Annotated in this window: 20 protein-coding genes, 3 riboswitches and 1 other annotated feature; of the genes, 16 read left to right on the forward strand and 4 right to left on the reverse strand. The window is 35.9% G+C overall.

Going from position 1 to position 20,215, the window contains the following annotated elements:
* Window positions 1–25: 25 nt before the first annotated feature.
* The gene (gene pssA / locus RTP99_RS00800; RefSeq protein WP_000285422.1) at window positions 26–727 is read right to left on the reverse strand and encodes a CDP-diacylglycerol--serine O-phosphatidyltransferase; all 702 of its coding nucleotides are present in this window, start codon (window positions 725–727) and stop codon (window positions 26–28) included.
* Between the two features lie 181 nt (window positions 728–908).
* Window positions 909–2,795 (reverse strand): LTA synthase family protein, encoded by a 1,887-nt coding sequence (locus RTP99_RS00805; RefSeq protein WP_000941720.1) that lies wholly within the window; start codon window positions 2,793–2,795, stop codon window positions 909–911.
* 200 nt (window positions 2,796–2,995) lie between these two features.
* On the opposite strand from RTP99_RS00805, the gene RTP99_RS00810 reads away from it, so the two are divergent.
* From RTP99_RS00810 to RTP99_RS00865, 12 genes are all read left to right on the forward strand, one after another.
* A complete protein-coding gene (locus tag RTP99_RS00810) occupies window positions 2,996–3,445 on the forward strand; it encodes a DUF3888 domain-containing protein (protein WP_011040159.1) in 450 nt (149 codons plus the stop codon).
* Between the two features lie 89 nt (window positions 3,446–3,534).
* Window positions 3,535–3,716, forward strand: a riboswitch (Lysine riboswitch).
* 180 nt (window positions 3,717–3,896) lie between these two features.
* On the forward strand, window positions 3,897–5,213 hold the full coding sequence (gene lysA, locus RTP99_RS00815; protein WP_312363540.1) for a diaminopimelate decarboxylase: 1,317 nt from the start codon (window positions 3,897–3,899) through the stop codon (window positions 5,211–5,213).
* Between the two features lie 117 nt (window positions 5,214–5,330).
* Window positions 5,331–5,439: riboswitch (SAM riboswitch) on the forward strand.
* Window positions 5,440–5,511: 72 nt separating this feature from the next.
* Entirely contained in the window at window positions 5,512–5,655 is a 144-nt protein-coding gene (locus RTP99_RS00820) for a YezD family protein (protein ID WP_000116161.1), read from the forward strand.
* A gap of 86 nt (window positions 5,656–5,741) precedes the next feature.
* Window positions 5,742–6,446: a phosphoadenylyl-sulfate reductase gene (gene cysH / locus RTP99_RS00825; RefSeq protein WP_000958989.1), complete on the forward strand. Its 705-nt coding sequence runs from the start codon at window positions 5,742–5,744 to the stop codon at window positions 6,444–6,446.
* A 38-nt stretch (window positions 6,447–6,484) separates the two neighbouring features.
* Entirely contained in the window at window positions 6,485–7,621 is a 1,137-nt protein-coding gene (gene sat / locus RTP99_RS00830) for a sulfate adenylyltransferase (RefSeq protein ID WP_000108790.1), read from the forward strand.
* A gap of 12 nt (window positions 7,622–7,633) precedes the next feature.
* Complete coding sequence (cysC, locus tag RTP99_RS00835) at window positions 7,634–8,227, forward strand: adenylyl-sulfate kinase (RefSeq protein WP_000380509.1); 594 nt, start codon at window positions 7,634–7,636, stop codon at window positions 8,225–8,227.
* A gap of 11 nt (window positions 8,228–8,238) precedes the next feature.
* Complete coding sequence (locus tag RTP99_RS00840) at window positions 8,239–9,861, forward strand: nitrite/sulfite reductase (RefSeq protein ID WP_000119630.1); 1,623 nt, start codon at window positions 8,239–8,241, stop codon at window positions 9,859–9,861.
* Window positions 9,862–9,871: 10 nt separating this feature from the next.
* Window positions 9,872–10,072: a DUF3906 family protein gene (locus tag RTP99_RS00845; protein ID WP_000366912.1), complete on the forward strand. Its 201-nt coding sequence runs from the start codon at window positions 9,872–9,874 to the stop codon at window positions 10,070–10,072.
* A gap of 86 nt (window positions 10,073–10,158) precedes the next feature.
* The gene (cobA, locus tag RTP99_RS00850; RefSeq protein ID WP_000521274.1) at window positions 10,159–10,935 is read left to right on the forward strand and encodes a uroporphyrinogen-III C-methyltransferase; all 777 of its coding nucleotides are present in this window, start codon (window positions 10,159–10,161) and stop codon (window positions 10,933–10,935) included.
* Window position 10,936: 1 nt separating this feature from the next.
* Entirely contained in the window at window positions 10,937–11,692 is a 756-nt protein-coding gene (locus tag RTP99_RS00855) for a sirohydrochlorin chelatase (RefSeq protein WP_000644359.1), read from the forward strand.
* Window positions 11,667–12,284, forward strand: a complete 618-nt coding sequence (locus tag RTP99_RS00860) for an NAD(P)-binding protein (RefSeq protein WP_000283341.1) — start codon at window positions 11,667–11,669, stop codon at window positions 12,282–12,284. The genes RTP99_RS00855 and RTP99_RS00860 overlap by 26 nt, the downstream gene beginning before the upstream one ends.
* A 61-nt stretch (window positions 12,285–12,345) precedes the next feature.
* Window positions 12,346–12,594, forward strand: a binding site (T-box leader).
* Window positions 12,595–12,705: 111 nt separating this feature from the next.
* Entirely contained in the window at window positions 12,706–14,061 is a 1,356-nt protein-coding gene (locus tag RTP99_RS00865; protein WP_000665449.1) for a sodium-dependent transporter, read from the forward strand.
* 30 nt (window positions 14,062–14,091) lie between these two features.
* Here the strand turns inward: RTP99_RS00865 and RTP99_RS00870 are convergent, their stop codons facing one another.
* Together RTP99_RS00870 and RTP99_RS00875 are read right to left on the reverse strand one after the other, a co-directional pair.
* Window positions 14,092–14,253 (reverse strand): hypothetical protein, encoded by a 162-nt coding sequence (locus RTP99_RS00870; RefSeq protein WP_001095994.1) that lies wholly within the window; start codon window positions 14,251–14,253, stop codon window positions 14,092–14,094.
* 101 nt (window positions 14,254–14,354) lie between these two features.
* On the reverse strand, window positions 14,355–15,626 hold the full coding sequence (locus RTP99_RS00875; RefSeq protein ID WP_000726431.1) for a murein hydrolase activator EnvC family protein: 1,272 nt from the start codon (window positions 15,624–15,626) through the stop codon (window positions 14,355–14,357).
* Between the two features lie 498 nt (window positions 15,627–16,124).
* Between RTP99_RS00875 and gltP the strand changes: the two genes are divergently transcribed.
* The 4 genes from gltP to RTP99_RS00895 all read left to right on the forward strand — a co-directional run bounded on the left by gltP (window position 16,125) and on the right by RTP99_RS00895 (window position 20,203).
* Window positions 16,125–17,396 carry a glutamate/aspartate:proton symporter GltP gene (gene gltP / locus RTP99_RS00880; protein WP_000821138.1) on the forward strand — a complete coding sequence of 424 codons (1,272 nt, stop codon included), beginning with the start codon at window positions 16,125–16,127 and terminating at the stop codon, window positions 17,394–17,396.
* A 66-nt stretch (window positions 17,397–17,462) separates the two neighbouring features.
* On the forward strand, window positions 17,463–17,981 hold the full coding sequence (locus RTP99_RS00885; protein WP_000824671.1) for a ribonuclease FAU-1 family protein: 519 nt from the start codon (window positions 17,463–17,465) through the stop codon (window positions 17,979–17,981).
* Window positions 17,982–18,101: 120 nt separating this feature from the next.
* A riboswitch (SAM riboswitch) is annotated at window positions 18,102–18,207 on the forward strand.
* A gap of 94 nt (window positions 18,208–18,301) precedes the next feature.
* Complete coding sequence (locus RTP99_RS00890; protein WP_000665478.1) at window positions 18,302–19,618, forward strand: Na+/H+ antiporter NhaC family protein; 1,317 nt, start codon at window positions 18,302–18,304, stop codon at window positions 19,616–19,618.
* Window positions 19,619–19,846: 228 nt separating this feature from the next.
* Window positions 19,847–20,203, forward strand: coding sequence for a lmo0954 family membrane protein (locus RTP99_RS00895; protein ID WP_000808648.1), 357 nt, complete (start codon window positions 19,847–19,849; stop codon window positions 20,201–20,203).
* Window positions 20,204–20,215: the final 12 nt, after the last annotated feature.

The raw sequence follows: 20,215 nt of genomic DNA on the forward strand, positions 1-20,215 counted from the left end.
CCTTCCGGAATCGGAAGGTTTCTTTTTATTTTTCTTTATTTGCTCTTTTTGATGGTCTTTGTCTAAGGAATTGAGATAGCATGTACAAAATATATAGTGGAATAGCAATGAATAAGAAAACAGAAAAATTACCGAACCCTGTTTGGTACATTGTGATAATGATGCCCACTAAAAATAGTGTAATAATGATGCTATATCGTGGAATTGGTACATCCTTTAAACTTGGGATACGAATGCGGCTCACCATTAAAAATGCGAACGTTACAAATACTGTAATAAGAACGATTTTTGGAATGGTATGTGAAAATAATGTTAAGAAAGCAACAAGCCCTCCCGCTGCTGTAATCGGTACCCCAGTGAAATATTTCATTGAAGTAGAAGATGGTGTTACATTAAATCGTGCTAAACGATATGCTCCGAAAAGAGGGAATAGCCCCGCTATGTATAGTCCGATGATTCCATAATTAGAGAAAGATGTGTAATACATGAGAACAGCAGGTGCTGCACCAAATGTTACGACATCCGCAAGCGAGTCAAGCTCTTTTCCCATTTGTGAATCAACACGTAATAAACGAGCAACACGCCCATCAAGACTATCTAACATCATCCCGATAAGTACTAAAATAGCAGCTGATTTATAATATCCTAAAGATGCATAGCCGATTGACAAGAATCCACTATATAAATTTCCGAGCGTAAATAAGTTTGGAATAGCTGCTCTATACAAAATCTGATCCCTTGCTTTCTGTAATAAATTCTTAATTAGTTTATGAAAGTTTACTTATTTTATCATACCATAAATTTCTTCTTCATACGAAAGAAATTCCCAATTTGTGAAAGATTTCATAGCAGAATGATTTGAAAAATAAGTGAAAAAAGAAGCAACTTTTATAAAGTTGCTTCGTGTATTATTCAAAGTTCGTTGTCATAGTTCCAGTTTTATACCGATTGTTAGGATCGAAACGTAACAAATCTCCATAAATGAGTTTGTCGGAAAGTTTCAATTCCGTTTTTGCTTTTTCAATATTCGGTTGACATAATGAGATGTCTGCTTCTTCACCTGTGTTTCGTTTATAGCACATGTTTTTTGTATACACATAATCTTCCGAAACGAAGCTACCATCACGCATTACCATAAGAGGGTCTTTTTCTTTAATAAATAGGTCAGTTCCAAATTCAACTGATTGATTTGTTTTAATACCAAGTAAATGAAGTAGCGTTGGTTTAATATCAATTTGACCAGACACTTTAGAAATGACTTTTCCTTCTTGACCAGGCACGTGAATGATGAGAGGGACGCGTTGTAATTGCATAGAATCAAACGGTGTAATAGCGTCTTTCCCAAGGAATTGAGCCATAGCTGCGTTATGGTTTTCAGAAATACCGTAATGATCTCCATAAATGACAATAATGGAATTATCATACAATCCTTCTTCTTTTAATTGTTTAATAAATTGTTTAAGAGCTTCATCCGTGTAACGAACAGTTGGGAAGTAACGGTTTACAACACCACTTTCTGAATTAAACTCATCAACATATTGATCTTCTGGATTTAGAAGGAATGGAAAATGGTTTGTTAAAGTAATGAATTTTGTATAGAACGGCTGTGGTAAAGATTTTAGCTTTGGAATAGATTGTTCAAAGAACTCTTTATCTTTTAACCCCCAACCGACAGACATTTGTTCTGTGCCAACATAATCATTTAAATTAAAGTAACGATCATATCCAAGTGCAGGGTACATTACATCACGATTCCAAAACGTTTTATCGTTTGAATGGAAGACAGCAGAAGAATATCCGTATTTCTTTAATTGTTCTGGTGTAGCTGTATATTCATTTGTTGCATGAGTAAAGAATACAGAACCGCGGTCTAACGGATAAAGTGAATTTTCAACGATAAATTCAGCGTCAGAAGTTTTACCTTGCCCTGTTTGATGATAGAAGTTATCGAAATAAAAACTATCTTTAATAAATGCATTTAAAAATGGAGTAATTTCTTTTCCATTTATTTTTTTATTAATAACAAAACTTTGTGTAGATTCCATTGAAATCAAAATTACATTTTTACCTTTTGCAGCTCCAAATAAGTTTTTATCAACTTGCTTATCTTTTGAGTCTGTATAGTTTTTAATTTCAGAGAACCCGTCCCCACTCGCAAATACACGTTCAGCTGAAGATTTAGATTGAAGTGTAATATCAAATAGATGATATGTGTATAAACCTAAATTTTTCACGACAGTTTGACGGTCAAACGAGCGTGAGAACATTTGTGGTTTATAAATAATGGAAACAACAATTTGTAGTGCTAATAGAGCTGTTACACCGCTAAAGAAAGTTCTCTTTTCAGAGCGAGAAAGCGGCGTTTTGTCGCAAAATGATGGGAATTTACGCGAAAGAAACATTAAGATGATCGCATCTGCGAATAACAGTAATGTTTTATACGTAAAGAGTTCTTTTATACTCGTCCCTAAATCAGCCATATTATTTGTTTGAAATAATACTGGGAACGTAACGAAATCGTTATAAAACCCATAAAACATTGCATTTCCAAATAAAATGAATGACAGTATAAAACTAATTCCAACTATAATGCGATTTCGGTGTTTAGATGCAAATAATGCAAAACCGAAAAATAAAAGTAACGCAGCTAGTGGATTAATAAAAAGCATAAATTCTTCAAAGAAATTATCAATTTTAATATCAAACGCTAGCTTGTACACAATATATGTTTTTATCCATAATAAAACGACTGCAACGAGTGCGAATCGCAGTTTTGGAAACAGACGTTGTAGCATAATATACTCCTCTCCTAAAAAGCATGACGGTTCTTGTGGGCCGATTTGATTAGCGCCTCATTTTATATATACGAACAGTCCTTTATTATTATGTTTATTATACTATGAGTATCATTATACGAAAATAAAAGAGAGTTGTGGACTTTTTTATAATAATTGAGTAGAAAAAGGGCAGTAGGAGACAATAAAATGGAGTTTCTATGTATGATTATTATCGTGCGCGGAAAGAATCGTGTAACAATACGGAGGTTATAATGCGAAAATTATTATATTTTATAGTATGCAGTAGTGTTATACTTTTTGCTTCACCAAGTGTGTCGGTAGCTCAATATGATGCACCTCTTATGGAAGATGCCCTTTATTCTGTCTTATTTCCGAAAATAAATAAAGCAATCGAAAAACAATATGGAAGCTTGAAGCCTTATCAATGCCCGAAAATTATTAGTTTAAAAAAAGTGTATACCGGTACATATTTATTTCAAGCAGTTATTGAAGTAACAAAGTATGAACGTGTTGCAGGGGAAATTGCGCCACCATTTGAGAAGGTAACGATTACATTTAATAACGAAGAAGGCGAATGGGAAGTGACAAAGGTTTCAGTAAAGCGCTTACCAAACGATACGAAACTAAACTGTAAAAAAGCAATATAAAAAATTGTTTGACAAATAAAATGGTCCTTTGGTATTGTTAATAGCAACAATTAGATGTTTGAAAATTAAATAGACTTACCTCATCTACTCTCAAAGGTAGAGGCCGCGATAGGAAAGAGTAAGCTATGGGAGATTTAATGGGATCTGTGATCATAGGTTGAAAGGGACTATTGCCGAAATATAAGAATAACCATCTTATTCATATATTGGGACTGCATTGAATAAATGTAGTACTGTCATAAGATTTATTTTATGGAGAGCTATTTGGAGATGTTGATGCGGTTTCTTATTTTGAGGAGATAACAACTCGTTTATTTTTTCAATATATATTTTTCCTAATAAGAAACGCGTGTGAACATTGTTCCGCGCGTTTTTTGTCTATCTAAAAGCGTGCTGCAATGAATAGAAGATTGGGGTTATGAGTTTTAGAGGAAATAAGGGAGGAATTCAAATGTATTTACACGGCACAAGCCGAATCAATGGGCAAGGACACTTAGAAATTGGAGGGTGCGATACGACGCAGCTAGCAAAACAATATGGGACACCACTTTATGTATACGATGAAGAGTCAATTCGAGGAAAGTGCCGCGCGTTTCATCGTGCTTTTAAAGAAAGTGGGTTCTCTTATCAAGTAGCATATGCAAGCAAGGCGTTCTTGTGCATGGAGATGTGCCGAGTAGCTCGTGAAGAGAATATGTCATTAGATGTTGTTTCTGGAGGGGAATTATATACTGCACTACAAGCAGGATTTCCGGCATCGCGCATTTATTTTCACGGCAATAACAAAACAGATGAAGAAATTGTGATGGCTCTTCAGGCGAATATTGGTTGTTTTGTCGTAGATAACTTCTTAGAATTAGAAATTTTGCATGATTTAGCAGTGCAGCATGGGAAATTTGTGAACATATTAATTCGTGTAACGCCTGGGGTAGAGGCGCACACACATGAATATATTACAACAGGTCAAGATGATTCAAAATTTGGATTTGGCGTGTCAAATGGTCAAGCGATGCAGGCAATTGAGCTTGCTTTACAAAAATCAAATTATAACGTGTTAGGGATTCATTCACATATCGGATCACAAATATTTGAAACGGCTGGATTTGTGCGAGCGATTGAAGTTCTTCATCAATTTTTAGAAGAAGTGAGAGAGCGAACAAACTATGTAGTAAAAGTGCTGAATGTGGGTGGAGGATTCGGAATACGCTACACAGAGTCCGATACACCATTAACTCTTGAGACATACGTGCGAGCTGTAACAAGTGCAGTGAGAGAACAATTTACAGTATGTAATTATCCATTACCAGAAATATGGGTTGAGCCAGGTCGTAGCATTGTAGGGGATGCTGGAACGACACTTTATACAGTCGGATCTGTGAAAGACATTCCTGGTATTCGGAAATATGTATCAGTGGATGGTGGGATGACTGATAACTTAAGACCTGCTTTATATAACGCTCGTTATGAAGCGATGTTAGCGAATCGAGGGAATGATGAGAACGAGGAAGTTGTTTCGATTGCAGGGAAATGCTGCGAGAGTGGAGATATGTTAATTTGGGATATTAATCTACCGAAAGTTGCTTCTGCGGATTTACTAGCAATTTCTTGTACAGGGGCATACGGGTACTCGATGGCGAATAATTATAATCGGATTCGTAGACCAGCTGTCGTCTTCGCGAAAGGTGGTACATCACAAATTGTTGTAGAGCGCGAAACATATGAAAATATTATTGGGAACGATCGCATACGTATTAAAGAACTTGTTTAAATGAGGAAAAAGGAGTTGTTCGGATGGGCAATTCCTTTTTTATAAAATAAAATAATTAAAATATATCGGAAAACTAGGATTGAAAAAAATCAGAATTGTGATAAAATACAAATACAAAGCTTATCAAGAGAAGCGGAGGGAACTGGCCCGGCGAAGCTCGGCAACCTGCTTATAGAAAGCAAGGTGCTAAATCCAGCAAAATGGAATCCATTTTGAAAGATAAGGTAAAATATATTACCGAACAGTCTTTTCGAAATGGGAAAGATTTTTTTTATGAATAAAAAGGGGGGCTGTTCGCGTGAGCGTACGGGAACATTTTGAGGAAGTATCTGAGAAAATTGAAGCGATGCTTGCTGATATGAAATATGGTTCAATTACAATTGTTGTGCAAGATGGCAAAGTCATTCAATTAGAGAAAAGTGAAAAAGTACGTTTAAAGTAAAAAGCGCTGACTAGAAAAACTAGAGGCGGTTTTAACCTATTTCATTAGGTTAAAACCGTCTTTTTGCTTTTATAGGGGGAAAAAACATGTTGACGTATGAAACGTGGGAAGAAAATGATGTTTCATTTTCAGAAGAAGATGAAACGAAAGGCGCGTTATCTGTATTAAGTTGGGCTTATAAAGAATATAAAAGTGAAATTGTATACGCATGTAGCTTCGGAGTGGAAGGGATGGTACTGCTGCATCTTATTAACCAAGTAAATCCATCTGCTAAAGTTGTTTTTTTAGATACAAACGTACATTTTCAAGAAACGTATGAATTAATTCAAAAAGTGCGGGAACGATTTCCGTCATTAAATATTATAGAAAAACAACCAGAACTTACACTTGATGAACAAGCCAACTTGCATGGTGACAAGCTATGGGAAAGCAACCCCAATCTCTGTTGTAAGATTAGAAAAATTTTGCCTTTAGAAGAATCATTAGCGAATGAAAAAGCGTGGATATCGGGACTGAGGAGGGAACAATCAGAAACCCGTAAGCATACAAAGTTTATAAATCAAGATCATCGCTTTCGATCTATTAAAGTTTGTCCGCTCATTCATTGGACGTGGAAAGAAGTATGGCGATATGTATACAAGCATAGCTTGCCGTATAACCCATTACATGATATTGGATATCCAAGTATTGGGTGTGAGAAGTGTACGTTGCCTGTAGGAGAGGGTGGCGATTCGAGAGATGGTAGATGGGCCGGGAAAGTAAAAACTGAATGTGGCCTTCATTATCAATAAGGTGAATCTTGAAATAAAACTAAGAGGGGATATAGAAAATGAGTACAGTAAACGAATTAGTAAACCGTGTAGACGAGACATATGACGTATCGCAAATTGAAAAAGAAATTGGGCTAGACAACATTGCATTAAGTGATTTAGAACTATTAGCGACAGGGGGATATAGCCCGCTTACTGGTTTTCTAGGAAAGAAAGATTATGATTCGGTTGTAGAAACGCTTCGTTTAAATAATGGAAGTGTTTGGAGTATACCCATTACATTACCAGTAACAGAAGAGGTAGCAGAGACGCTAAAAGTTGGAGAGGAAGTAAAACTTGTTAACGGTGGAAATGTATATGGTGTCATTCAAATAGAAGATATTTTTGTGCCTGATAAGGAAAAAGAAGCGTTACTAGTGTATAAAACGACGGATGAGGCTCATCCTGGAGTGAAAAAATTATACGAAAGACCGAGCGTTTACGTCGGAGGAGCTATTGTTCTGACGAAACGTTTTGAAAATAATCCGTTTCCTTCTTATCATTTAGATCCAATTGAAACGAGAGAGGAATTTAAAAAACGTGGTTGGAAAACAGTAGTTGGATTCCAAACGAGAAATCCGGTACATCGTGCTCATGAATATATTCAAAAATCTGCTCTTGAAATTGTAGATGGCCTCTTTTTAAATCCGCTCGTTGGGGAAACGAAGTCGGATGATATTCCTGCTGATGTAAGAATGGAAAGTTATGAAGTATTACTTCAAAACTACTATCCGAAAGATCGTGTCTTTTTAAGTGTATTTCCTGCAGCAATGCGTTACGCAGGGCCGAGGGAAGCGATATTCCATGCATTAGTCAGAAAGAATTTTGGATGCACCCACTTTATTGTAGGGCGCGATCATGCAGGAGTAGGAGATTATTACGGTACTTATGAAGCACAAGAAATTTTTACAAACTTTACAGTAGAAGAGTTAGGGATTACACCGTTATTTTTTGAGCATAGTTTTTACTGCACGAAATGTGAAGCGATGGCTTCAACGAAAACATGCCCGCATGGAAAAGAGGATCATGTCATCTTATCTGGTACGAAAGTAAGAGAACTATTAAGAAACGGTGAGGTTCCGCCAAGTACATTTAGTCGTAGAGAGGTAGTAGAGGTACTAATTAAAGGTTTGAAAAAAGAAGTAGTAACAGAATAGGGAGAGAATGAGATGGATACGAATATTACTTGGCATACAGCTTCTGTTTCAAAAGATGAAAGAAGAGTGAAGAATGGGCATCATAGTTTTGTCATTTGGTTTACTGGTTTATCAGCTTCGGGTAAATCTACAGTAGCGAACGCGGTTGCTCGTAAACTATTTGAAAAGAATATTGGAAACTATGTACTTGATGGAGATAATATACGCCACGGTTTAAATAAAGACTTAGGTTTCTCTGAAAGTGATCGTATGGAAAATATAAGACGGATTGGCGAAGTAGCAAAGCTATTTGTAGATCAAGGGACTGTTGTTCTTACAGCGTTTATTTCACCGTTTCGAGTAGACCGAAAACAAGTTAGAGATCTATTAGCTGCAGATGAATTTATAGAAGTGTTTGTAAAATGTCCAATTGAAGAGTGTGAGAAACGTGATCCGAAAGGGCTTTATAAAAAAGCAAGAAAAGGTGATATTAAAGACTTTACAGGTATCGATTCACCGTATGAGGAACCAGAGCAAGCGGAATTAATTGTAGAAACGCACAAGTATTCTATTGAAGAATGTGCAGAACAAATCGTGAAGTACTTACAAGAGCGTAGTTTTATATAGGGGGATAAAAAATGAGTTATGAAAAAGTATGGGCTAACAATGAAAAATTAAATCAAACTGAGAAAAATAAATTAAAAAAAGATGGATTGGAAATCTTTAATGACATTCCTTACTATGCAGAGAATGGCTTCGAATCTATTCCGAAAGAAGAGTGGGACGCATTCAAATGGGCAGGGTTGTATTTACAAAGACCGAAGGAAGCTGGTTATTTTATGATGCGTGTAAATATCCCTTCTGGCATTATTACGAATGCACAGGCAGAAGTGCTTGCTTCTATCGCTGAGGATTATGGACGTGACGTAATAGATATTACGACAAGACAGGCAATTCAGTTTCACTGGTTAGAAATTCATCAAATTCCAGATATTTTTGAAAGATTAGCAAAGGTTGGGTTATCTTCAGCTGGGGCTTGTGGTGATATAACGCGTAATATTACAGGGAATCCACTTGCTGGTATTGATGCAAATGAACTATTTGATACAACTGGCATTGTAAAAGAGGTATATGATTATTTCCAACATAATGAAGAGTTTTCTAACTTACCGCGTAAATTTAAAATGTCTATTAGTTCTAACATTTATAATTCAGCAAACGCAGAGATTAACTGTGTTGCATTTACACCTGCAACGAAAGAAATAGATGGTGAGAAAAAAGTTGGTTTTCATATAAAAGTAGGCGGTGGGTTATCAGCCCGTCCGTATTTAGCTGATGAATTAGATGTATTCGTTTTACCAGAAGAAGTAAAGGCGGTAGCAATTGCGATTGCTACGATATTCCGTGATTTTGGATATCGTGAAAAACGTCATTTAGCTCGTTTGAAATTTCTTGTTGCAGACTGGGGAGCAGAGAAGTTTAAAGAGAAACTAATAGAATATACAGGACCATTACAAAGTAAAGGAGAAAGTGCTCTTAAAGGCTGGAATGCGGGGTACTTTTATGGTGTCCAAGACCAAAAACAAGATGGACTAAAATATGTAGGTTTTAATGTGCCAGTAGGACGCCTACATGCAGAAGAAATGTTTGAGATTGCAAGAATTGCTAAACAATATGGAAATGGACAAATTCGTACATGTAATTCACAAAACTTCATTATTCCGAATGTTCTGCCAGAAAATGTAACTGGCTTGCTAAATGAGCCGTTGTTTGAAGCGATATCAGCAAATCCGAAATCGTTTATTGGTCACGCGGTTTCTTGTACTGGTATTGAATATTGCAATCTTGCATTAGTAGAAACGAAAGAAAGATTACGAAAAATTGCCGAATACTTAGATACACAAATTGCACTCGATGTTCCGGTTCGTATTCATATGGTAGGATGCCCGAATTCATGTGGTCAACGTCAAATTGCTGACATTGGATTACAAGGTGTAAAAATGAAAACGAAGGAAAAAGGAATTGTTGAAGCATTTGAAATATATGTAGGTGGAACGCTGTTAGATGGTGGTGCTTATAATCAAAAGTTAAAAGGAAAAATAGATGGCGAGGATCTACCTGATGTACTCGCATCATTTATAAGTTATTTCAAAGAAAATAAATTACCAGCTGAAACGTTTTATGATTTTGTAGGCCGTGTTGGTGTAGAGACATTACAAACAGCGTTAAATAACGTGTTAGAAGAAGTAATAGCGTCTTAGGAGGGGCAATATGGATTTATATCGATTTGAAGCGGTATTAGTGAATAGCATTGTTCCGATTGTTGTTGTTGCTGAAAGTGAAGAACAGGCATTTAAGATGGCGGAGATTGAGCTTGAAAAACATTTTTTACCGTTACCAGAAGTAAAGGAGATTGCTTTATTTGAAAAAAAGAAGATTCGAAAAAGCGCAGCCTTTGTTATTCATGAGTAAGGAACATTGAAATATGAAGAAATGAAAACTTCCATTCCTATATAAGGATGGAAGTTTCACTTTAATAGTAGAAATGAGGAGAGATGATGGGAAAAGTATATATCGTTGGAGCGGGCCCTGGTGATCCAGATTTAATTACTGTAAAAGGATTGAAATGCATTGAGAAAGCAGATGTTATTTTATACGACCGTCTCGTGAATAAAGAATTGCTTTCTTATGCAAAGCCTGAAGCGGATTTAATTTATTGCGGAAAACTACCAAATTATCACACGATGAAGCAAGAGACAATTAACACGTTTCTTATTAAATATGCGAAAAAAGGAAAAGTTGTAACGAGGCTAAAAGGTGGGGATCCATTTGTATTTGGTAGAGGAGGAGAAGAAGCTGAAGCGTTAGCAAAGCAAGGTGTACCGTTTGAAATCGTTCCTGGTATTTCAGCTGGAATAGCTGCTCCTGCTTATGCTGGTATTCCAGTGACACATCGTGATGCAAGTGCAAGTTTTGCTATTGTGACAGGGCATAGAAAAGAAGATGCTGAAGAGGAAGTGAAGTGGGAAAATTTAGCGAAAGGTGTAGAGACGTTAGCTGTATATATGGGGGTTAGCAATTTACCCTACATATGTGAGCAACTGATAAAGCATGGAAAAGATAAAAGTACGCCTGCTGCTATTATTGAGCGGGGAACGACATCTATGCAGCGCACAGTTGTTGGGACGTTAGGAACAATTGTAGATGTTGCGAAAAAAGAACAAATTCAAAATCCGAGCATGATTGTAATTGGAGAAGTCGTCCGTTTTAGAGGAAAAATCCATTGGTTTGAGAAACAGATAGAAAGTACGTATCAAGTAAGTGGAGTGTTATAAAATGAAAGCCATCTTATATATATGTCATGGAAGTCGCTTGAAAGCGGCGAAAGAAGAAGCGGTTGCATTTATTACGTCATGTATGAACCGTGTAGAGGCAAGTATTCAAGAAATTTGTTTTTTAGAGTTAGCGAGTCCAACTATTGATGAAGGGTTCCGTACATGTGTGAAGCGTGGTGCTACAGAGATTATTGTTATTCCTGTTTTTTTATTAGCGGCAGGTCATGTGAAGAAAGATATCCCGTTTGAATTGGAAAAGTTAAATAATCAATATCCAAGTATAAAAGTGACCTATGGTAATCCGTTTGGTGTATCAGAATCACTTGTTAAATCGGTATATAGCGGAAGTGGTATTGAACAGGAAGATAAGAATGAAGTGACGTTACTTCTCGTTGCAAGAGGGAGTAGCGATCCTGAAGTATTAAAAGATATAAACTGGATTGCTTCTTTATTTCAAATGGAAGAGAAGATTAAGAAAGTAGAAGTTTGTTATTTAGCAGCTGCAGAGCCAAAATTTGAGGAGAAGTTAAAGGAAGTTGTAGAACGAAAAGAAAAGAATATCGTTGTACTGCCTTACTTGTTATTTACAGGTTTGCTTATGAAGCATATTGAAAAAGAAGTGCGCCAATATGAGCTAGATGAGATAAAAATAAGTCCATATTTAGGGAAGAATGAAGCGTTTCAGTATATATTAATTCAGAAAACGAAGAAATTATTGAAGGGAGATCAATATGTATCCACTTACAGTGCGAGTTGAGAAGAAACGTGTTGTTGTCATTGGTGGAGGGAAAGTCGCGGGATTCAAAATTATTCCTTTACTCAAACAAGGTGCAGATATAGTTGTGGTAAGTCCTGAATTGGATGCAAATTTAGTGAAACTTGTAGAAGAAAAGAAAATTCGTTGGTATCAAAGGGAGTATGAAAAAAGTGATATTAAAGACGCCTTTTTAGTTGTTGCAGCGAGTAGTGATGCTGTATTGAATGAACAAATTGCTGAAGATGTCGCAGAGAATCAATTAGTAAATGTTATTACGAATCCGGAAAGTGGTAATGTTCATTTTCCGGCGGCGTTTCATCGTGGGCTACTTAATATAGCTGTTTCTACTGGAGGAGCGAGTCCGAAACTTGCAAAAAAAATTCGAGATGATATCGCAAATAAATATGATGAGACGTATGAATCGTATCTTGATTTTTTATACGAAGTTAGAATAAAGGTGAAAGAATTACAAATAGAGAAAAGAGAGAGAAATATATTGTTGCAAGAGGTATTGAAGTCGATATATGTTCAAAATGAACAAAAAAGAGAATTGTTTTTACAAGAATTAGAGAGAAGAGTTCATATAGGATAATAAATAAATTGTACTTTACAACTATAAAAATATAATTTATAATCACAAGTAACTTCAATAGATGAAATCGATGAGCAAGAAGAGTATGTATATTTGATACGTTCAGAGAGCTGGGGTAAGGTGTGAGCCCGGTACGATAAGATATACAGAATGGGCTTGCGAGAGGTATGTTGAACATTGTAGTAGGCAACCCGGGTTCCGCCGTTAAAAGGATAGAGTATCGGAGTTTTTCCTGTACTTGAACAAGTGGGATTTATCAATCCAATTGAGGTGGTACCACGGTATTAACATTACATATATCGTCCTCTACATGCATATTTGCGTGTAGGGGACTTTTTTATTTTCTAAAGGAGGTGTGCGAGTATGAAATGAAAGTGTATAATTAACAAAAGTTTAAATATTCAGAAAAGGAGAATTTATGATGAAAGAAACACAGCAATGGACGTCGAAAATAGGCTTTGTACTCGCAGCAGCCGGAGCCGCAGTAGGTCTTGGTGCAATATGGAAATTTCCATATGTTGCAGGTAATGGCGGGGGAGGCGCATTCTTCCTTGTATTTTTACTATTAACTTTATTTATAGGTATGCCACTCCTTTTAGCTGAATTTGTTATTGGACGTAGTACGCAAAAAGAGGCAGTTACAGCGTATAAAGTATTGGTGCCAAATAGCAAGTTATATCCTTGGATTGGTCGTATGGGAGTTGTTACTTGTTTTAGTGTACTATCTTTTTATAGTGTTGTAGGTGGATGGATTTTACTTTACTTATACTATAGTGTGACAGGAAGTTTCTGGAATGGAGTGACTGATTATGGGCAATTATTCGGTGAGACGATTTCAAATCCAGTAAGCGCGATTGGAGCGCAATTTGTCTTTATGCTTTTTACGATTTTTGTTGTAAGTAAAGGTGTAGAGAAAGGGATAGAAAAAGCAAGTAAGTATATGATGCCGCTATTATTTATTTTGTTTATTGCAATTATTGTTCGTGCGTTAACACTGGATGGTGCTTTTGCTGGGGTAGAATTCTTCTTAAAACCAGATTTTTCAAAGCTGACAGCAGATACGATTTTATACGCGATGGGACAATCATTCTTCTCGCTAACAGTTGGGGCCTCGGTAATGGTCACGTATAGTTCCTATTTGAAGAAAGAAGAACATTTAGCAAAATCAGCAACATCTATTGTAAGCTTAACTGTTTTTATTACAGTACTTGCAGGATTAGCGATTTTTCCAGCGATTTTCGCATTAGGTGTTAAGCCGACTGAAGGACCGGGGTTACTATTTATCGTCCTTCCAGCAGTATTTGCGAAAATACCATTTGGACAATTTTTCTTCATTATGTTTTTGGTGTTATTCTTCTTTGCAACGTTAACATCTGCGATTTCCATGCTTGAAATTGTAGTAGCATCTGTTGCGAAAGATAACGAGAAAAAGCGTCCGTCAGCATCGTTATTAATTGGTATTCTTATTTTTGCAGTTGGAATTCCGTCAGCTCTATCGTTTGGAATTATGAGTGATGTGAAAATATTTGGGAAAACATTCTTTGACTTAGTCGACTTCTCAGTAAGTAACGTATTGCTGCCGTTAGGGGTACTAGCTATTTCGCTATTCGTACCAAATAAAATGAGTAAAGAAATGTTAATGAAAGAATTAGAAGTTACGGAAACGAAAGGGAAAACATTATTTAATATTTGGTTCTTCTTACTTCGTTATGTTATTCCAGTAACTGTAATTATTGTATTTTTAAATGCGATAGGCGTATTTAAAATGTTTGCATAATAAAAAGACGGAGATTTCTCCGTCTTTTTATTATGTTGTAGGTGTATTTAATAAACGATTATATGCTTTATAGGCTGTGACGACTGCGAGGAATGATCCGATTAAAAATAAAACTGAGCCGCCAAATGTAAATATCCGGCCAATAAAAGTCTCTCTAGCTTCTTGTATTTCTTGTTGTAATTGTGTATTCATATAATTCACCCCGTAAACTATAGGCATTTAGTTGTAGTCTATGTGGAATGCCTATAGTGTGTGAAGGGGAAATAAAAAAACTCGGTATGCACCGAGTTTTTTTATAATCCGATATAAGGAGATGGATCAACTGCGTTTGTCTTACCGACATTCCATTCTCCAAGATGAAGTTCAAAGTGTAAATGTTGTCCGTATGATTGGCCGGTATTCCCCATAAATCCAAGTTGAGTTCCTTGTTTTACAGTTTGTCCATTCGATACAGAACGGCTACTCATATGAGCATATACTGTTGTATATGTTTTTCCGTTAATACGGTGAGATAAGTACACAACATTTCCGTAACTAGATGATAATTCTGAGCGAATAACAACGCCATCTGCAGCGGCAATAATTGGAACAGTTCCTGAAGCAGCGATATCGATTCCTTTATGGTTATCAATAGAGCGCACGCCAAAACCAGAAGTTTTTGATCCAGCTGCTGGTTTAATAAATCCACCGATGTTTGTATCGTGTGGTGTTGGGGCCGCTTGAGCTGTTTGAGCAGATGTAGCAGCTTGTTTACGAGCTTCTTCCGCCTTGCGAGCTTCCTCGGCTTTACGAGCTTCTTCTGCGCGTTTTTCTTCTTCAATTGCCTTTTGAACAGCTTGACGCTGATTTTCTAAAATTCCTTTAGATTCTTCTAATCCTTCAATCTCTGAATCTACTTTTGCTACTTTCGTATGTAGATCGCTAATAAGAGTTTGTTGCTGTTGTTGGTTGTTTTGTAATTCTTGTTGTTTTTGCTCTAATTTTTGCTCGGATTCTTTCAGTTGTTGCTCTTTTTTCTCAACAGCCTCTTTTTCTTTCGTCACAGCATCTTGGTCATTTGTTTGTTTTTTCACAATATCAGTATCGTTGTTTAAAATTAAACTGACAGAGTACATATTATCAACAAGATCAGCAATGTTTGCAGAATTTGTTAATACTTCCGTAATGATATTTGTGCGAGGTTTTTCTTGCATAGATTGCAGTCGTTGCTTAATAACTTCCTGACGTGTATCTATGTTTGTTTGTAATTGCTCTATATGTTTCTTTTTTTCAGTAATTACTTGTTGTGTTTTACTAATTTCTTTTTTTGTATCGTTTAATTCAGCTTCGTTTTTATTAATAGAAGTAGTTAAATCGTCGATTTTCTTTTGTAATTCTTGAATTTCTTTTTCTATTTGTTCTTTCTCGGCTGATTTATTTTGTAAGTCATTTTGTTTTCCTTCTAATTCAGATTGAATATTAGATAATTTATCTTGATTCGTTTCAGCGTATGCGGGTGAAAGTAACGGGGAAGCGAAAATCGTTCCTGCTGCTAAAACGCTGAACGCTACAAATTTCTTTTTCATGGTTGTCTAGCTCCTTTCCCTATGAATGTTATATATCATAAGAAGAAGAGTGTCTATCGTTGTAACCATAATGTAAAGAAAATTTTATAAAATTACTAAGTTTTGTCGGAATTTATCATTTTTCAGCGATAAATTTCACTGCAGATGCATTTTTTATATTTGTGTAACAAGGGTGTATTTTTAGAGTTCCTTGTAAAATAAAGGGAAAAGTGAAATTGTTTTATGTAGTGAAATATTAGTTATACATTTAATAAAACACTGGTAAGGAATCGTTCTCATGTTAGGTTTTCTGACATGGGTTTTATTTTTGTCAAGAAAATTATTTGCGTTCGGGCAAACTTATTTTGTTGTCAGATTTTAAATTTTGATTTATGATTTTTAACAGGGACAAAATGTAGTGAATTGTCGAATAATATGTAATACTCTTAATTTCAAGTTTTATAGAGATAGATAGAATGAGAGATAGAGTGAAACATCGAAGAGGGGGTTACAACAAATATGAAAAGAATAGGACTTGCATGGCAAATTTTAATTGGTCTTGCGCTAGGTATTGCAGTTGGGGCGATTTTCTTTGGCAATCCGGCAGTGGTGAGTTATTTACAACCAATTGGTGATATTTTTATCCGATTAATTAAAATGATCGTTGTACCGATTGTTGTAGCGAGTATTGTTGTTGGGGTTGCTGGTGTTGGCGATGTTAAAAAATTAGGTCGACTAGGCGGAAAAACAATTATTTACTTTGAAATTATTACAACAATTGCAATTATTGTCGGTCTATTAATTGCTAATATTTTCCAACCGGGAAAAGGCGTGAATATGGAGCAGTTAACAAAGACAGATATTTCGAAATATACACATACGACAGAGCAAGTACAAAGTCATTCGTTTGCAGATACATTTGTAAATATTGTTCCAACAAACATTGTAAAGTCATTAGCTGACGGAGATATGCTTGCTATTATCTTCTTCTCTGTATTATTTGGTTTAGGTGTAGCGGCAATTGGTGAAAGAGGAAGACCGGTTCTTCAATTTTTCCAAGGTGTAGCTGATGCAATGTTTTACGTAACAAACCAAGTTATGAAATTTGCACCATTTGGTGTATTTGCGTTAATTGGAGTTACAGTTTCTACATTTGGTCTTTCTTCATTAATTCCATTAGGGAAATTATTAATTGTAGTATACGGAGCAATGATTTTCTTCGTTGTAGTCGTATTAGGAATTACAGCGAAAATATTTGGAATTAACATTTTCCAATTCTTTAAGATTTTAAAAGATGAACTGATCTTAGCGTACTCTACAGCAAGTTCAGAAACAGTTTTACCAAAAATCATGGAGAAAATGGAGAAGTTTGGTTGTCCAAAGGCAATTACATCTTTTGTTATTCCGACAGGTTATTCATTTAACTTAGATGGATCAACTTTATATCAAGCAATTGCGGCTATTTTCTTAGCACAAATGTATGGTATTGATTTATCTATTACACAACAAATTACATTATTACTTGTATTAATGCTTACATCAAAAGGTATTGCGGGTGTACCTGGCGTATCATTCGTTGTATTATTAGCGACACTTGGTACAGTAGGTATTCCAGCTGAAGGTTTAGCCTTTATTGCTGGTATTGACCGTATTTTAGATATGGCCCGTACAGCAGTTAACGTTGTAGGTAACTCTTTAGCAGCTGTAGTTATGTCTAAATGGGAAGGTCAATATGACGCTGAAAAAGGACAAGCCTACTTGAAAGAAATTTCTAATAAGCAAGCAGCTTAATTATAATTTGAACAAGCTCTCACATAATATGTGGGGGCTTTTCTATATAGAAAGGGAGCAGACGAAATGAAACGTAAATATGGTGACGGTTCTTCGTGGAAGCGACTAATAGAGAGGGATTATACTGTTAAGCAAATAGAAGAAGGAATGCTAGGAATACTGGAAATAAAAAAGGTGAGAGAACCTAGTTTTAAAGCATATGATGGTAAGGAACTTTGTATTGCTGGTAATCAGTATACGTGGATTCAATATTTCATAGATGGGAAAAACTTTGCGATTACAGCTATGTTAGATGATCAGAAAAAATTAGTGCAATATTATATCGATGTGGCGAAAGAATATGAAATAGATGACTGTGGCTTACCATATTTTGATGATTTATATTTAGATGTAGTGTTATTACCGAATGGTAAAATGTATGTACTCGATGAAGATGAGCTAGAGGATGCTTATAAAAGTGGCGATGTTACAAAAGAAGAGTATGAGTTAGCTTGGTACACTACGAAATGGATCATAGCTGCAATAAAAAATAGTGAATTTTATTGGATTTCAATATTGGAAGAAGAAATCAAAAAGTTAAAATGATTATTGTATTCAAATTTTTGTATAATTACCAAAAAAATCTATACAAAAAATAATTGACTTTTGTTTTGTAAGCGAGTAAAGTTAGGGAAGAAATTATTATTAAAAAATAAATATGAAACCTTCTTATAAAGAGAGGCGGAGGGACTGGCCCTACGATGCCTCGGCAGCGGACTCGATTTCAGAGTGCTGTGCCAAATCCAGCAAGCATATGCTTGAAAGATGAGAAGAGCGTTTCTTATAGATGTATAAGACCTCTTCTCGATGGAAGAGGTCTTTTGTTATTCATTAGAAAAAGGTTGAAACTAGGGAGAGATGGTACTTTGAAAGAAACGAGAGGAAATGGTTTGGCATTATTACCACTTGGGATATTTTTGGCGCTATTTATTGGTTCTGGAATTATTACAGGTGATTTCTATAAATTGCCGATACTTGTAGCAATTTCAATTGCTGTAGGAGTCGCTTTAGCAATGAATCGTAAAGAAAGTTTTCATGTAAAAGTGGAACGATTTGCTAAAGGTGCAGGGAACCCAGACATTATGATTATGGTTCTGATTTTTGTACTGGCAGGAGCATTTTCTGAAACAGCAAAAGGGATGGGTGGCGTTGATTCTACAGTTAACTTAGCGTTATCGATTTTACCACAAGGATTTATCGTAGCTGGCATTTTCGTTATAGGAGCATTTATTTCATTAGCGATGGGAACTTCAATGGGAACAATTGCTGCATTAGCACCAATTGCTGTAGGTATTAGTGGGCAAACTGATATCTCAATTGCACTTACGATGGCTACTGTTGTTGGCGGAGCGATGTTTGGTGATAATTTATCATTTATTTCAGATACAACAATCGCAGCTGTACGTTCACAAGGAACAGAAATGAAAGATAAGTTTAAAACGAACTTTTTAATTGTATTACCAGCAGCTATTATTACAATTGTACTATTAGTAATCATTACTTTAGGAAGCGATACGCAGATTAAAACGCATAGCTTTGACTGGATAAAGATTTTACCGTATGCAGGAGTACTTATTACAGCGCTACTTGGTTGGAATGTACTTATCGTGTTAACTGGTGGAACTGTACTATCTGGGGTTATCGGTCTTTTAGATGGAAGTTATACGTTAGAGAGTTTCTTTAAAAGTGTAACGACTGGAATGGGCGGTATGATGGAGTTAGTATTACTTGCTATTTTAATTGGCGGTATGGTCGAATTGATTCAATATAATGGTGGCATTCAATATTTAATGAATATTTTAACGCGTAACATTCGTTCAAAAAAAGGAGCAGAGTTCGGTATCGCTGGTTTAGTAGGTATGACGAATATGTGTACAGCGAATAATACCATTTCTATTATCTTTACAGGTCCGCTTGCGAAAAACATTGCAGATCAATATGAAATTGATCCTCGTAAATCAGCGAGTGTATTAGATCTTTTCTCGTGCTGTGTGCAAGGGTTAATTCCGTATGGTGCGCAAATGTTAACAGCAGCAGGATTTGCGGCGTTATCTCCAATTGAACTGTTACCATATGCGTTTTATCCAATCTTAGTTGGCGTATGTGGAATCATTTCTATATTAATTGGTTTCCCGAGGTTTTCTAAAGTAGCGGAAAAAAAAGAGTATCATAAAACAGCATAATGAAAATGAAGTGTATGAAAAGTAACGAAAGCCGTACAGAGAACATTCTCTGTACGGCTTTTTATGTGCGGGAAAAGAGTGAATGATCCCATGCTACCGTATGTTTTTACAAAAGGCTGAATGCAACTCGGTCTTAAGTCTGAGTTAAAAACGGTTCTTAAGCTCGTTATGGAAAAAAGAAAAAATAGTTAAGATAAGAGTATCAAATCGAAGGGAGGCAAGCACAAGATGAAACAATTTCTAGCGTTTATCGCGGCTGGTATTTTAGCTTTAATTGCTCTTGGTAGTCTTGCTGGTATTGTAGGATTCGCAATCGGAGCAGGAGTTGTGTACTGGAGCTATAAATCATTTGTGCGAGCACAATCATTTTTTGGAAAGTTAGCTTGGGGTATTGTTGGTTTGATCGGCTTGTCCATCGCCCTTTCTCATTCCCCAGCATTAATCGGTATTGCAGCATTAGTAGTTTTATACTACGGATACCGTGAGTGGAAAAAAGAAAAAGATGTAGTTGTTGATTCTGCTCCAGAAAGTTCTAAACCATATAGCAACTTTGAAGATGAGTGGAACAAGTTAATGAAAAACTAATATAAAATCAAT

The sequence above is a fragment of the Bacillus sp. (in: firmicutes) genome (assembly GCF_031983925.1).
In the GTDB taxonomy this organism is placed as follows: domain Bacteria; phylum Bacillota; class Bacilli; order Bacillales; family Bacillaceae_G; genus Bacillus_A; species Bacillus_A pacificus.